General features: G+C 58.8%; 13 protein-coding genes and 1 tRNA gene. 10 read left to right on the top strand and 4 right to left on the bottom strand.

From position 1 onward, the window contains the following. Positions 1-9: 9 nt before the first annotated feature. From VK574_RS05100 to VK574_RS05090, 3 genes are all read right to left on the bottom strand, one after another. The gene (locus VK574_RS05100; protein ID WP_472798726.1) at positions 10-168 is read right to left on the bottom strand and encodes a hypothetical protein; all 159 of its coding nucleotides are present in this window, start codon (positions 166-168) and stop codon (positions 10-12) included. Further along, on the bottom strand, positions 161-1,438 hold the full coding sequence (locus VK574_RS05095; protein WP_472798725.1) for an ABC transporter permease: 1,278 nt from the start codon (positions 1,436-1,438) through the stop codon (positions 161-163). The genes VK574_RS05100 and VK574_RS05095 overlap by 8 nt, the downstream gene beginning before the upstream one ends. Positions 1,439-1,546: 108 nt before the next feature. Beyond that, positions 1,547-3,655, bottom strand: coding sequence for a prolyl oligopeptidase family serine peptidase (locus VK574_RS05090; RefSeq protein ID WP_472798724.1), 2,109 nt, complete (start codon positions 3,653-3,655; stop codon positions 1,547-1,549). 68 nt (positions 3,656-3,723) lie between these two features. On the opposite strand from VK574_RS05090, the gene VK574_RS05085 reads away from it, so the two are divergent. Next, on the top strand, positions 3,724-4,554 hold the full coding sequence (locus tag VK574_RS05085) for an amidohydrolase family protein (RefSeq protein WP_472798723.1): 831 nt from the start codon (positions 3,724-3,726) through the stop codon (positions 4,552-4,554). A gap of 74 nt (positions 4,555-4,628) precedes the next feature. Beyond that, positions 4,629-4,713 (top strand) — tRNA-Leu (locus VK574_RS05080). 191 nt (positions 4,714-4,904) lie between these two features. On the opposite strand, the gene VK574_RS05075 is transcribed toward VK574_RS05080, so the two are convergent. Next, positions 4,905-5,135: a hypothetical protein gene (locus VK574_RS05075; protein WP_472798722.1), complete on the bottom strand. Its 231-nt coding sequence runs from the start codon at positions 5,133-5,135 to the stop codon at positions 4,905-4,907. Positions 5,136-5,211: 76 nt separating this feature from the next. Between VK574_RS05075 and VK574_RS05070 the strand changes: the two genes are divergently transcribed. The 8 genes from VK574_RS05070 to VK574_RS05035 all read left to right on the top strand — a co-directional run bounded on the left by VK574_RS05070 (position 5,212) and on the right by VK574_RS05035 (position 13,261). After that, entirely contained in the window at positions 5,212-5,457 is a 246-nt protein-coding gene (locus tag VK574_RS05070; RefSeq protein ID WP_472798721.1) for a hypothetical protein, read from the top strand. A 129-nt stretch (positions 5,458-5,586) separates the two neighbouring features. Continuing rightward, positions 5,587-6,615 (top strand): hypothetical protein, encoded by a 1,029-nt coding sequence (locus VK574_RS05065; protein ID WP_472798720.1) that lies wholly within the window; start codon positions 5,587-5,589, stop codon positions 6,613-6,615. A 12-nt stretch (positions 6,616-6,627) separates the two neighbouring features. Next, positions 6,628-6,933, top strand: coding sequence for a DUF3467 domain-containing protein (locus VK574_RS05060; RefSeq protein WP_472798719.1), 306 nt, complete (start codon positions 6,628-6,630; stop codon positions 6,931-6,933). Positions 6,934-7,019: 86 nt separating this feature from the next. Next, complete coding sequence (locus VK574_RS05055) at positions 7,020-8,639, top strand: ArnT family glycosyltransferase (RefSeq protein ID WP_472798718.1); 1,620 nt, start codon at positions 7,020-7,022, stop codon at positions 8,637-8,639. Between the two features lie 100 nt (positions 8,640-8,739). Then, complete coding sequence (locus VK574_RS05050; RefSeq protein WP_472798717.1) at positions 8,740-10,329, top strand: tetratricopeptide repeat protein; 1,590 nt, start codon at positions 8,740-8,742, stop codon at positions 10,327-10,329. 15 nt (positions 10,330-10,344) lie between these two features. Further along, a complete protein-coding gene (locus tag VK574_RS05045; protein ID WP_472798716.1) occupies positions 10,345-11,679 on the top strand; it encodes an NfeD family protein in 1,335 nt (444 codons plus the stop codon). 42 nt (positions 11,680-11,721) lie between these two features. Next, positions 11,722-12,507, top strand: coding sequence for a slipin family protein (locus tag VK574_RS05040; protein ID WP_472798715.1), 786 nt, complete (start codon positions 11,722-11,724; stop codon positions 12,505-12,507). Between the two features lie 52 nt (positions 12,508-12,559). After that, positions 12,560-13,261, top strand: a complete 702-nt coding sequence (locus tag VK574_RS05035; RefSeq protein WP_472798714.1) for an SPOR domain-containing protein — start codon at positions 12,560-12,562, stop codon at positions 13,259-13,261. Position 13,262 lies beyond the last annotated feature (1 nt).

Here is a 13,262-nt window from a genome sequence, read left to right as displayed (position 1 = left end):
CCGATGGCGTCAGCGCCGATGATAGAACGGCAGCACAATCAACAGCGCGATGCAGATTGCCGCAAACAGTGCGATCGCGATCAGGCCGTAAGCCACTTTGAGGTTTGGTCCCGACGGCTCTTCATCCGTTGGATCCGGTTGCTGCTCCGGCCCGTGCGCTTCACTCATACTTCAGCGCCTCTACCGGATCCATTTGTGCCGCGCGTGTAGCGGGCACCGTGCCGAACACCACGCCCACCACTGTCGCCGCGGCCAGTGCAATCACTACCGACCACATCGAAATTGGCAGGGAGTAATCGGAGAACAAGCGAATCGATAACGGAACGGCGAGTCCCACAAAGCACCCGACCAGCCCGCCGGCCAGCGAAATGATCACCGCCTCGGCCAGAAACTGTAGCTTGATCTCGCGATACGTTGCGCCCAGTGCCTTGCGAATTCCAATCTCCCGAATGCGGGCCCGCACGTTGGCCAGCATGATGTTCATAATGCCCACGCCGCCTACCGCGAGCGTCACCGCCGCTACCAGCACCAGCACCGCCGTCAGCGCAAGCGCAATACGGTTGGCCATCGAAAGCAGCTCGCGCAGATCGAATGTTTTGTAAACCGAATTCGGTTTGTGCCGCGATTGAATCACACGCTGAATTTCGCGCGTCGCGTCCGGAACTTCGTCCATGCTGCGAATCGTGAAGTAGAGCTGCTTCACGTTGTCGGTTCCGGTAATATATCGCGCAACCGAGAAAGGAATCAGGACGGTTTCGTCGGCTATCTCCGTCTCGCCAAACGTATCCACGCTCTCCTTGAAGATGCCGACGATCGTGAACGGGATTCCCTGAATGGAAAACTCCTTACCGATCGCCGCATCCTCACTGCCAAACATGTCGTGTGCAAACGGCACCGTGACCACTGCGCACATCAGGTGCGCCGTCTCATCCTGATCGTCGAAGAAACGCCCGGAGAGCACAATGAGGTTGCGCACGTCCCTGTATTGCGGGCTTACCCCCAGAACCAGCGTGTCCTTCACCACCCCGCTGCCAAAGCTGATGTGGTCATGCGACTCCAGCACTGGCGACGACGCCACCACGCTCGGCACCTGCGTCAGCACTGTCTTCTCGTCGTCCCGCGTCAGGAAGTCGTTGTACTGCACCTTCTCAACTCCGACAGCGCCGCCGCCCGAGTACTCGACCTCGACTTCGTTAGTGCCGATCTTCTGGATCTCATTCAGAATGAACTGCCGCCCCGTCAGGCCGATGGTCACAACCAGGATCACCGACGCCGTCCCGATCACCATGCCCAGCGCCGTCAGCGCAAAGCGCAACTTGCTGGCGCGAAAGCTGTCGATGGCGAGCTTCAGGATCTCGCTCATCAGCATGGTGCGGCGCGCGCTCAGCAAAGTCTGCTGAAACGCTGCGCGCCGAGCTTGTTCAACAACTGGATTCATTCTTGCCTACAGGGATAGGATGCGCCAAAAAGCGGGTGGCTTCAGCACAATCGTTGGACGCGCGGGGTGGCAAAGCTGATGCGCTATCTTTCACCAACTAGAGATTCTTTACGGGTGATCGTACTTCTCCAGCCACTTCAGTTCCTCGCGCAGCTTGATGTAGCCATGCCATGGGTTCTTGCCGAGCCCGTGGCCCTCGCCCGGAAACACGAGGAACGCGTGCGGAATCCCCAGCGAATCAAGCGCCCGTTCCATCGTTTCGCCCTCCAGGAAACTGACGCGAACATCCGCGCCGCCCTGCACCAGGTGCACAGGCGTTTTCACTTTGTCGAAGAGAAACAGTGCCGCCTCTTCCTGGTAGAGGGTTGGGTTCTCCCACGGCCGCCCGCCCAGGTACCATGCGTCGTCCCACGTCTCGTCGTCGTTTCCCCAGTTCGCCGCGTGCTCCACCGCGCCTGCGCCCGTTACGGCAGACTTGAACCGCGTGGTCTGCGTAATCAGCCAGTTGGTCATGTAGCCCCCATAGCTGTACCCGCCGATCGCGAGATGATCCGGATCCGCATAGCCGTCCTTCACCAGAGCGTCCACGCCGGTCAGAATATCCCGTCCCGGCTTCGACACTAGATGCGGCTCGATCTGCAGCATGAACTCGTCACCATAACCAGACGACCCGCGGTAGTTCGGCCGAAATACGAGCCATCCGTTGTCCGCCGCAAAAGTTGCACAGTCATACCAGTCCGCGCCAAACCGGTTGCCATCCGCATCCGCCGGTCCACCGTGGATCAGCGTGAACATGCGCAGGTGTTTCGCGCCCTTCTTGCCCGGCGGAAAAATCAGCATGCCCTCCACCGTCTGACCGTCATCGGACTTCCAAGTGTAGGGCTCCCATTCAGGCTGCGCCCTTTCGGCAAATACCGGATTGAAGTCTGAGAGCTTCTTCAGCTTGTCAGGGTGCAGCGGATCGGCGACAAGATAAACCTGCGTCGGATCGTTTACGGTCGAGTGCCTCACGAGAAGCGCATCGGCCGCATGCGCCGGTTCGAGCCCGGCATAGCTTCCCGCGATTCCCGGCAGCTTGGTCGCCTTCTCTCCCTCGACCAGATAAACCTGCGTCTCCGTGCCCGTCAGCCCAAGAGCAAGTTCGCGTCCATCTGACAGCAGCGTGTATTGGTCAAGCGACCCGTCGAACGATGCGCCAAGCCGCTCGGTTTTGCCTGAAGCCGGATCGAGCCGGTAAAGCCGCCCCTGCACATCGCGATATTTCCCCTCCAGCGAACCTGCTGCGGCATTCACGGCAAAATGAATCCAGTGCCCGTCCGATGACCAGCGAAGATTAGACTCAACGGCCTGGTTGTGTGTCACCTGTCGCGTGCTGCCACCCGCCACTCCGACCAGAAAAATCTCGTAGTCCGCAGGATTCTCAATCCGCTTGTGGATTGGTTCGGTGAGGAAGGCAACCTCCTTGCCATCTGGCGAAGGCGCAATCTCGCTGATCGCCAGATCGACCTTCGCAACTGCCTTTGCACCTTGTGCGAGTTTCGAGGAAGGTTCCGCGCTGGCTTTCGCTGCCTTGGGAACTTCTGTAGCAAGAGGCACCGCAACCGCCCGCGCCAGAGCTGGAGCTACATCGACCTTCAGCAAAACGTCGCCGCGATACTGCTCGCGCCAACGCACAACATCCTTCCACTCGTCTTTCCTATCGTCTTCCTGGACGTGCGTTAGCGGAGACGTAGCCGAGAAATAAATGGCCGTGCTGTCGGGGGCCCATGCAAATGCGTGCACATCGAGCTTTTCGGCGTAGAGCGGTAATGCCTCGCCACCTGATGCGGGAATCAACCATATCCGGCTCGATTTCGCATTGTCGCCATCCGCGTCGCCATCTTCAGAACCGGCTGGAGCTCGGTCCGACACAAACGCGATCCACTTTCCGTCGGGACTCCAACGCGGCCGCTCGTCCGTGCCGGAATGCGTAAGCGGTTTTAAGCCACCCTGCGCGGTCCACAGCCAGAGATCATGGCGATAAACGCTGGCCTTCCAGTCCGGCGTTTCCGTGGCAATGACGGCGGCTGACGCGTCGGGCGAAAGGCTGGTTGCAGTAACCTCGGTCGTGTTCAGGTACTCATCGAGCGTTATCGTGCTCCTGGGACCTTGAGCTGCGGCGATCAAAGGAAAGAGGGAAAGTGAGGCGGTGAGAGTGCGCCGGAAAAAGAGGTGCATATCAGCACTATACCGGTCTGACCGCACGGGTTAGCATGGCTCTGGATCGGTGTCTGCGAGATGGAACGATGAGAATCGACGCACATCAGCACTTCTGGAAATACAGCGCCGCAGCATACGACTGGATCAATGGCGATATGGCGGCGTTGCAATGTGACTTCCTTCCCGCGGACCTACAGCCGCTGCTTGCCGCGAGCGGGTTTGAGGGCTCCATTGCCGTGCAGGCCTGCCAGACGATCGAGGAGACGCAGTGGTTGCTCTCGCTCGCTGAGAAGAGCGAATCGATCAGGGGTGTTGTGGGTTGGGTGGATCTCTGCTCTCCCGACCTTCCGACACAGTTGGAAACGCTTGCGAATCATCCACGGCTAGTCGGTGTTCGTCACGTGGTGCAGGCGGAGCCCGACGATGAATTCATGCTGCGCAGAGATTTTCAGCGCGGCATCGCTCGTCTCGCCGACTACGGTCTCACCTACGATCTGCTTCTCTATCCGCGCCATCTGCCTGTCGCCGTGAAGCTGGTGCAGCAGTTTCCGCAGCAGCGCTTTGTGCTCGATCACATCGCCAAACCGGGAATCGCTGATGGCCTGGTGGAACCCTGGGGCAGCGACATTCGAGAACTGGCACAACATGAAAACGTCTGCTGCAAGCTGTCGGGCATGGTGACTGAAGCGCGCTGGAAGCGCTGGAAACCTGAAGACTTTCGGCCCTATCTCGACGTGGTCTTCGAAGCCTTCGGCGCGCAGCGACTGATGGTCGGCTCGGACTGGCCGGTGTGCACTTTATCCGCAACCTATGCCGAGACTATTGACATCGTGAACGACTACATCCGGCAACTCGACCTTACCCAGCAGGATCAGATCCTGGGCGGTAATTGCGCTTTGTTTTACGGACTGAAATGAGTGGGCGGCGCTTCGCGTCAGCCCCAACCACCACCTTCATTCCAAAGTGCCGTCGGTGTTAAATTGGCTCTAGTGCGAAAGTGGCGGAATTGGCAGACGCACCAGACTTAGGATCTGGCGGGGAAACCCATGAGGGTTCGAGTCCCTCCTTTCGCACCATGAACGATCCGCCAACCGGTGGAGAGAGGCAGCGAGTTATTCAAACAGGCTTCCCTTACAATCGGCGCGACAACATCCTCTTTCCCGCGATACTTGCGATCTTCACTCTGACTACCCGGATGCTTTGCCGCGGAACCGTGTACTTTGCCTACGGGCCTGGCAATGTCCAGGTGATCGTCGAAAAGACATACCTAATCCAGTTCCCTGGATACTTTCTTTTCAATCGAACAGCCGGAATAGAACGGAATGGCGAGAAGATAAGCCGGCCAGCCTGCCGCCACACCGGTGGGCACCGAACTGGACGGCGTCAATGCCGAGGAGGTTTGAACATCGAATGGGCCAGCCGTCGACGAGACCCGGAGACCGCTCTCCAGCCTCGCCGCCGTCTGGCCAGTTCTGGGATTCGCTGTCAGCAAGGCCATTCGTGAGCGCGCGGATTGGAGAGTTAGGGCACTGGCGCTCTGGATAGTTCCGGGGTCGCTGTTTTTTGTGCTGGTGATGATCACCGATCCTGTTTATCTGAACTTTCTCACCCCGGCAATCCTGCTTCTGGCCGTGAGCGCGCAGCGTGCCATGATCCTCACCGCGGTGTGGAACCTGATCCTCTTCGCAGCGCTCAGTCCGATTCCATCTTCAAACGTCGTCGTGGATGTGGCTGATAGTTACGTGCTGCAGTACACCAGGTACGGAGTGCAGCACCATACTTTGCTGCGTCTGCCCGAGTTGCTGAAGGTGAGAAAATAAAGAACCGGCAAGTCACCGGAGGCGAAACTCGCAGCCGATTTAGGCTGGATTGGTGATGGTTTCTGATCGATATTTGTGCCTCAACTGTGTTCCAAAAAACAAAACCGCAAGTCCTGAAGGAGATATATTGTGGGCCCTGCGCTCAGGCATCGAGTCACACTCTGGGCGCTGTTCTTCCTCATTTGTATAGGCCTGGGATACCCCACCCTCAATCGCTACGACCCGCGAAGCGCTCCCGGAGTTACGGATTCCGAAGGATATTACTCGATCGTGCTCGGCGGCACGGATGCCGGTGACGAATCGCACCGAGTGCTTGTCCCGTACCTGGCAAAACCAATCTATTGGATAGTTAACCATCACCTCCACACTTGGAATCCTGTTTTCTTTGCGCTCCTGGTAGTCAACTCTTTCCTCATCGCAACCAGCGCATCCCTGTTGGTCGTTGTCGGTTATCGGGTCGTCGGTGACAATGCCACAGCCATGCTGGCCGCGTTCATTTACCTTGCGGACTTCGCGGTCTCGAACTTTAATCTCTCAGGGATGGTGGACTCCGCCGTCAACTGTCTGCTCATGGCGATTGTCTGGGCATTGCTGACAGAGCGCTGGTGGCTTCTGCCGGTATTGGGCATTCTGGGTACGCTTGCGAAGGAGACTTTCGTTCCTCTTTCGTTCGTGCTTGCATTCGGCTGGTGGCTTGCAGTTTCTCGGCGTGGTGCAGTACGACGATCGCAACTGGCATGGATAGCAGCAATTCCGCTGTTTGGATTCGTTGCGTTGAAGTTCCTGATGTCTATGGGCCCGAATCCGTATTCTCCCTTGAGCTTCGCCGCTTCGCGATGGGCCAGGTCTGGTTCCAGCTTTCTCTATCTGCCGGGTCTTTATCGGTGTCTCATCGCCCGGGAGTTCATCTATACATTTGCCTGGCTGTTTCCGTTAGGGATATGGCGGCTGGGGTACCTGCCCAGGGCATGGGTAATTGGGTCGACTTGCGCGGCGCTGGCTGCCCTTGCCATGGGAGCCTATGACGATGCGGGAGGAAATGCGACCAGGGCGGTCTTCAGCGCCGCCGGTCCACTCCTCAGCTTGTCCGTTGCGATCTTCCTCGTCGAGACCGCATGGCAGGACCCGACGACGCGGATAACCGCCCGGACAGGTTAATCTGAAGAAACTATGAGCCCAACTCCGCAACAGCCCCAGATGAATGTCGTTCAGACTCCGGACTACCGCGAGTCCTACGCCAACAGCGTGCAGGTGCGCGTAAGCGTGTGGGACTTCTCGCTGGTCTTCGGCCTTGCCTCAAGCGAAAGCCCCGACCAGGTCACAATCCGCAACCACCAAGCCATCTTTCTCAGTCCGCAACAAGCGAAGGCCCTCTGGAACGTGCTGGGGCAAAACCTTTCGCAGTACGAACAGGCCTTCGGCGCGCTCAATCTCGAACCACAGAATATGAACTTCCCGCAGGGGCCGGTCAATTAGCGATGTCGGAGTGTAGCGGCGGCGCTCTCCGAGCGTGCCGCGAATGGGACGCCGGCAGCAAACGCCAGCGCTCAGAAGCCAAATTCATGAGCAAGCGATTGCGTCTGAGAACGATCCTCGAGCCACGCATAGACGCGCCATTCGCGCTCTGGCTGGTGTTTCCCGTTATCTTTGCAGCGCTTTACGTCAGTCACTTTTCGTTGTTGCGCCTGCCCTACTATTGGGACGAGGCCGGCTATTACATTCCCGCTGCGTGGGACTTTTTCCGCACCGGTTCGCTGATCCCCTCCACCACAATGTCGAATGCGCATCCACCGCTTCCCAGCGTGTACCTTGCGCTGTGGTGGAAACTTTCCGGGTTCTACCCGGAGGTGACGCGGCAAGCCGTATTGATGATTGCCTCCATCGGCCTTCTCGCGGTGTGGAGACTCGCGCATCGAATCGCTGGCTCTGGCCAAGTCGCCTTCTGGACAGTGGTGCTGACGGCGTTGTACCCCATCTGGTTTGCACAGAGCACTCTCGCCCAGGCCGACATCTTTGCTGCCGCCTTCGCCCTGTGGGGGTTGGTTTATGCACTGCCCGACGGCAATCGGCGATCATGGGTCGCCGCCTTGTGGTTTACCGCTGCCGTGCTTTCAAAAGAGAGCGCCATCGTGATTCCGATGACTCTGGCGGTGATGGCACTGGTGGATGGATTTCGTTCAGGGCCGCCGGATAGGAAGAAGCGCTGGGCTGATGCCGGCTGGTTCGCAAGTTGCGTTGTTCCGCTCATCGCATGGTATGGCTGGCACTTCGCCAAAACCGGATTTGTCTTCGGCAATCCCGCATTTCTCAAGTACAACGCCCAGGCCAACTTCGAACCGGCACGTTTTCTGGCGGCATTCGGTCACCGCCTTCTCCATCTTACGGCGCACATGAATATGTTTGTGCCGTCGCTGCTGACCATCGCCGCTTTGATGCTGAGCCCACGCCCTGATGTTGAAGTTCGCGAGCGGCCTCGCGTCAGTGCTGCGGTTTTGTGGCGAATCTTTTTTATCCTCGTCGCGAACGCCGCGTTTTTCAGCATTCTCGGAGGCGCTCTTCTCACTCGCTACCTGCTGCCGATGTATCCGCTGGTCTTGCTCGTCGCCGTCTCTACATTCTCGCGACGCGTACCGTTTTGGCAGGCGCTGGCACTTTTCTCGGCTTCGGCATTTGTCGCAGGCCTCTTTATCAACCCGCCCTACCGCTTTGCACCCGAGGACAACCTGGAATATGCTCGCGTAATTCGCTTGCATATGGCCGGCATCGCGCAGCTCAACAAGCGCTACGCCGGATCCACCGTTCTCTCCGCGTGGCCCGTTACCGATGAACTCACCAAGCCGGAACTGGGCTACGTAAAGACGCCCTACCAGGTCTATCGCCTCGAGGACTTCACCTCAGAACAGATCGATCGCGCCGCGGATGACCCCGGCGGCTACTCGACAGCCCTGGTTTTTTCGACCAAATACGATCCTCCCTCGCTGCTATTGAGCCTCGGACCGAAGAGCGAAGCCCTCGACGAGAAGTACTTTGGCTTGCATCACGACCTGCCGCCCGAAGAAATTGCCATGCGCCTGCATGGGACGTTGAACTGGGAGCGCCAGGACCACGCCCAGTGGATCGCACTGATCCGATTCAATCGACAGTTCGAAGCCAGCGTCGAGTTGCCGCGCCCCGCACGCTGACCGCACGACACCTTCGAGATACTGCGGTGAACAAGCCAAAACACCTATAATCAAGCCTATTGTGGTCATTCTGATTCGATTTCGCGGATGGATGCGGCCGATGCTTCGATGCGCCGGATTGCTGTCGCTCGCGGGCCTGATGTTGAATGCCAACGCAAATGCCCAGGCGGCCGCAGCTGACGCCGGAAACGCCGGGAAAAACCGGATTCTGCTGGTCTTGCCTTTCGACAATGGAACAGGGCAGCCGAACCTCGAATGGATTCGCGAAGCTGCACCCGAGATTCTGGATGCGCGGTTTGCGTCCGCCGGCTTCGCTCCGATGCGTCGCGAGGACCGCATGTACGCGCTCGACCATCTTGGCCTGCCACAGCAGTTTCAGCCCTCGCGGGCCAGTGCCCTCAAGCTGTCGCAGACGCTGGATGTCGACTCCATCATCGTGGGAAGCTATCGCATGGAGGGGACCGGCATCGTGGCCGAAGCGCGCGTTCTTGACGTTCCCCATCTGCGCATGAGCGACGCGGTGATGGCGCGTGGTGAGATGCGCGACCTGATTGCTGTATTTGATTCGCTCGCGTGGCGCTTGACCCGCATCATGGATCCGGGATTCAGCGTTGCGCAGGATACATTTCTTGCCGCTGGAGCCGCGCTCCGTCTCGACTCGTTCGAACAGTACATTCGCGGTATCTCAGAGCCGGACCAGCAGGAGCGCGAGCGTCACTTGAAGCAGGCCGTTACGCTCAGCCCTAATTTCAGCCCGGCATGGATAGCGCTTGGACGCGAGGACTTCAACGGACAGCAATATGATGAAGCTGCCTCATCGTTTGCAAAGGTGAGTCCTAACGACCCGGATGTTCTGGAAGCAGGCTTCTACCGTGGGCTTTCCCTGCTCTATTCTGGTTCTTATAAGCAGGCAGAGGATGCCTTTGCGGGGGTGGCGCGCGAGTTGCCGCTTGGCGAAGTGCTGAACAACGAGGGTGTCGCTGTTAGCCGCCAGGATCACGACGGCACCGGCTTATTTGTGCAGGCTGCCGCTGCTGACCCGAATAATGCCGACTACCACTTCAACCTCGCTGTGAGCCTCAAGCACCACGGTTCCGACGCCAGTGCTTTGAACGAGCTGAACCAGTGTCTGAAGCTTCGGCCAAGCGACACAGAGGCTCAACAAGTGCTTGGGGCGTGGAAGGCCCCCAAGTCGGCGGATGGCGATGATCCGGGTGAACCGCTCGAGCGCATCGTGCGTACCTTCGATGCGGTTGCATTCAAGCAGGCGGCGATGGTGATGGACCAAATGGAGGCAACCCGGCTGGCAGCGCTTCCAGCTCACGACCGGGCTGTGAAACTGGCCGCCCGTGCCAAAGACTATTTCAATCGCGGGCTGCTGCTCGAAGCCGAGCGGTTGTATCAGACAGCGGAGACGGACGATGGCTCGCTCGCCGAAGCTCATGCCGGGTTGGCAGCAGTTCGGGAGCGCACCGGAGACTTGAATGCTGCGCGCAAAGAAGCGAATGAGGCATTGAAGATCTCGCCCTCGCTGGATGCGTACCTGGTGCTGGGAAGGCTCGATTTGGCGGCAAATCACATGGACGAGGCAAGCCGCGATGTTGGAGAGGCTCTGAAAATGGATCCCGGCAGCGCAGTAGCAAAGGAACTAAACCGGGAAATCGAGGCGAGGTCCGGAAAGAAACCGTAGCGATTGGAGCAAGCCATGCTTCGGCACGTGGGTGGATTCAAGTTCCGCGAACTCTTCAGCCTGATCGCAATGATCGGGCTGGCATGCGCGGGAGCGGTGCGCGCACAGCAGCCGGTGGTTGACAAACTTGTTCTCGACGACACCATTCAGTCAGTGAGCGCCGGCCTGCTGGAGCGCGCCATCGCGCACGCGAATAGCCAGGGGGCCGCCGCTCTGCTGATCGAGATCAATACGCCTGGGGGCCTGGTCGATTCCATGCGAAGTATGGCAGGCGCGATCCTCAGTTCCCGCGTACCTGTCATTGTCTATGTTGCTCCTGCAGGCGCGCGCGCCGGCTCTGCGGGATTCTTTCTGTTGGAGGCGGCCGATATCGCCGCGATGGCGCCTGGAACCAATGCGGGCGCAGCGCACGTCGTCTTCGAGGGTGGAAAGCCCGATGAGGTTCTGAGCCAGAAGGTGGAGAACGACGCAGAAGCATTTCTGCGGTCGTACGTCACTAAACACAATCGCAACAGCGAAGCTGCGATCGCCGCGGTTGCATCATCGCACTCGTACACTGCGGAAGAGGCGCTGGACAAGCACCTGATCGACGTGATCGCGCCCAATGACGGGCAACTGCTCGATACGATCGACGGGCGGCAGATTACGCTGATGGACGGCTCGAAGCTGACCCTCCATACGAAAAACGCACAAATCGAAGTTGTGCAGCCCACCATGCGCGAGAATCTCCTCGGTTGGCTAGTAAACCCCAACATCGCGCTTCTGCTGCTGGTGGGTGGAGCCCTGCTGATTTATCTCGAATTCAACACGCCGGGAACGATCGTACCGGGAGCCCTGGGAACGTTGATGGTGCTGCTGGGGGTCTTCGCTCTCGACCTGCTGCCTATTCGATTTACGGCAGTTTTATTGCTGATTGCGGCATTTGCCCTGATGTTTCTGGAAGCGAAGTTTGGCGGCCACGGCGCGCTCGCATTGACGGGGATTGTGTGTCTGACATTTGGGATGCTGACCCTGATTGCCGCGCCGATCCCGGAGCTGCAGATTCGCCCATGGGTTGCGATTGCCGTGAGTGTCGGGTTTGGGGGCATCACCGTCTTTCTGGTGCGCCTGGCGTGGCGTGCACGTCGACTGAAAGCTCGTCTGGGAGCCGATGCACTGATAGGGAGCACGGCCTCGGCGATGGAAGCGCTTGCACCGGAAGGGCACGTACTGGTGGAAGGCGAGATCTGGAACGCGGTGGCGAGCGAACCGGTTCCCGTTGGTTCACGATTGCGCGTGGTGGGGCACGAACAATACATGTTGAGGGTTGCACCCCTCGAACAGCCCAAACCCCCGCAAACCGCTGCGTAGAGCACGCGAGAGTACAATCCGTGCTGAGTGAGGGAAGTGGAAATGCTAACTCCGATTCTGATTGTCGTCGCGATTTTTGCCTTGTATCTCGTCAATTCAATCAAGATTCTCCGCGACTATGAACGCGCGGTTATTTTTCGCTTTGGTCGAGCTTTGACGCCTCCGAAAGGCCCGGGAATCATTGCGGTTTTCCGGCCCATGGATCAGATGGTGCGCATTTCGCTAAGGCAGGAAGTGCTGGAAGTTCCAGCCCAGGATGTAATCACGCGCGACAACGTGACGCTCAAGGTGAATGCGGTCGTGACCTTGTACGTCGTCGACCCCAATGCTGCAGCCATCAAGGTGGCGAACTACGTCTACCAGACCTCGCAATTTGCGCAGACAACGCTGCGTTCGGTCCTGGGCGAAGTGGAATTGGACGAGCTTCTCAGTCATCGCGACAAGCTGAATTTGAAGATCCAGACCATCATCGATCAGCGCACGGAGCCGTTCGGGGTCAAGGTGATCTCAGTCGAAGTCAAGCAGGTGGATCTGCCGGAGCAGATGCTGCGCGCCATGGCCAAGCAGGCTGAGGCAGCGCGCGAAGCCCGCGCGAAGGTTCTTCACTCACAGGGCGAGTTCGACGCAGCGCAGAAACTCGTGGACGCGGCCGCCCTGCTGGCGACACAGCCTCTTACGCTACAGCTTCGCTATCTGCAGACGCTCACCGAAATCGGCGTCGAAAAGAACACAACGATCGTGTTCCCGTTGCCTATTGAACTGATGCAAATGCTGAACAAGCTGACACCGGCCTCAATGCCTCCGAAGTCCGCGAGTGACAACTCGTAGAACCGAGTTCGCGAGAACTTATCCAGTGATTTCCTGATTCCAAGGGCGAAGAATGATTCGAGACTTCAGCAAGGATGAACTGGAAGCTGCAGAGAAAGGCCAGGACGCCGAACTCACCATTGGGGGCGGCATGTTCTTCGCTCTCTGCTGCGGTCTTCTGGTTCTCTGCACTGTCTGTTTCAGCATCGGATACTTTGTTGGCCATCGATCTTCGTCGGAGTCGGCGGCAGTGTCTTCGCCATCCCGAGACTCCAAGCCTCTCCCAGCTCCAACGGGCTCGGGTTCCAAGCCCGGAGCGGCAGGGCAGCCACCGGCGCGGCCACAGGCGATTGCAAGGGCTGATAGCTCTACCGATACATCGGGCAGCGTTAGACCGCCAATCGCGACACAGACCGCTGTCGTGGCAGGGAATCCAGGCACGCCGCAGGCTCAGGTAAGGCCGGCAATTGATTCCCAGGTGCATCCTGCGCTTGTGGGGCAAACCAACGGGTCGCAACCCGCTTCTGTTCTTCAGGTGCAACCGGCGATGACGCAGGTCCAGGGCTGGATGGTGCAGATTGCAGCGGTGTCGCATCCCGAGGATGCGGAAGTGCTTGTGAATGCGCTGCGCAAGCGGGGCTACGCAGCTACAGCCCGCCGCGAAGTCGGCGACAACCTTATCCACGTGCAGACCGGTCCATTTGCGAATCGCAACGACGCAAATGCGACGCGCCAAAAGTTGCTGAACGACGGCTATAACGCCATCGTCGAATAGC

This window comes from Occallatibacter sp. (assembly GCF_035317045.1).
Taxonomy (GTDB): domain Bacteria; phylum Acidobacteriota; class Terriglobia; order Terriglobales; family Acidobacteriaceae; genus Telmatobacter.
Note: the sequence above shows the minus strand (reverse complement) of the source record. Positions and strands in the feature narration are given on the sequence as shown.

What these genes read in the sequence shown, in the direction of transcription:
- VK574_RS05100 (WP_472798726.1), bottom strand. Translation starts at nt 168, where the DNA reads ATGAGTGAAGCGCACGGGCCGGAGCAGCAACCGGATCCAACGGATGAA.
- VK574_RS05095 (WP_472798725.1), bottom strand. Translation starts at nt 1,438, where the DNA reads ATGAATCCAGTTGTTGAACAAGCTCGGCGCGCAGCGTTTCAGCAGACT.
- VK574_RS05090 (WP_472798724.1), bottom strand. Translation starts at nt 3,655, where the DNA reads ATGCACCTCTTTTTCCGGCGCACTCTCACCGCCTCACTTTCCCTCTTT.
- VK574_RS05085 (WP_472798723.1), top strand. Translation starts at nt 3,724, where the DNA reads ATGAGAATCGACGCACATCAGCACTTCTGGAAATACAGCGCCGCAGCA.
- VK574_RS05075 (WP_472798722.1), bottom strand. Translation starts at nt 5,135, where the DNA reads ATGGCCTTGCTGACAGCGAATCCCAGAACTGGCCAGACGGCGGCGAGG.
- VK574_RS05070 (WP_472798721.1), top strand. Translation starts at nt 5,212, where the DNA reads ATGATCACCGATCCTGTTTATCTGAACTTTCTCACCCCGGCAATCCTG.
- VK574_RS05060 (WP_472798719.1), top strand. Translation starts at nt 6,628, where the DNA reads ATGAGCCCAACTCCGCAACAGCCCCAGATGAATGTCGTTCAGACTCCG.
- VK574_RS05055 (WP_472798718.1), top strand. Translation starts at nt 7,020, where the DNA reads ATGAGCAAGCGATTGCGTCTGAGAACGATCCTCGAGCCACGCATAGAC.
- VK574_RS05050 (WP_472798717.1), top strand. Translation starts at nt 8,740, where the DNA reads ATGCTTCGATGCGCCGGATTGCTGTCGCTCGCGGGCCTGATGTTGAAT.
- VK574_RS05045 (WP_472798716.1), top strand. Translation starts at nt 10,345, where the DNA reads ATGCTTCGGCACGTGGGTGGATTCAAGTTCCGCGAACTCTTCAGCCTG.
- VK574_RS05040 (WP_472798715.1), top strand. Translation starts at nt 11,722, where the DNA reads ATGCTAACTCCGATTCTGATTGTCGTCGCGATTTTTGCCTTGTATCTC.
- VK574_RS05035 (WP_472798714.1), top strand. Translation starts at nt 12,560, where the DNA reads ATGATTCGAGACTTCAGCAAGGATGAACTGGAAGCTGCAGAGAAAGGC.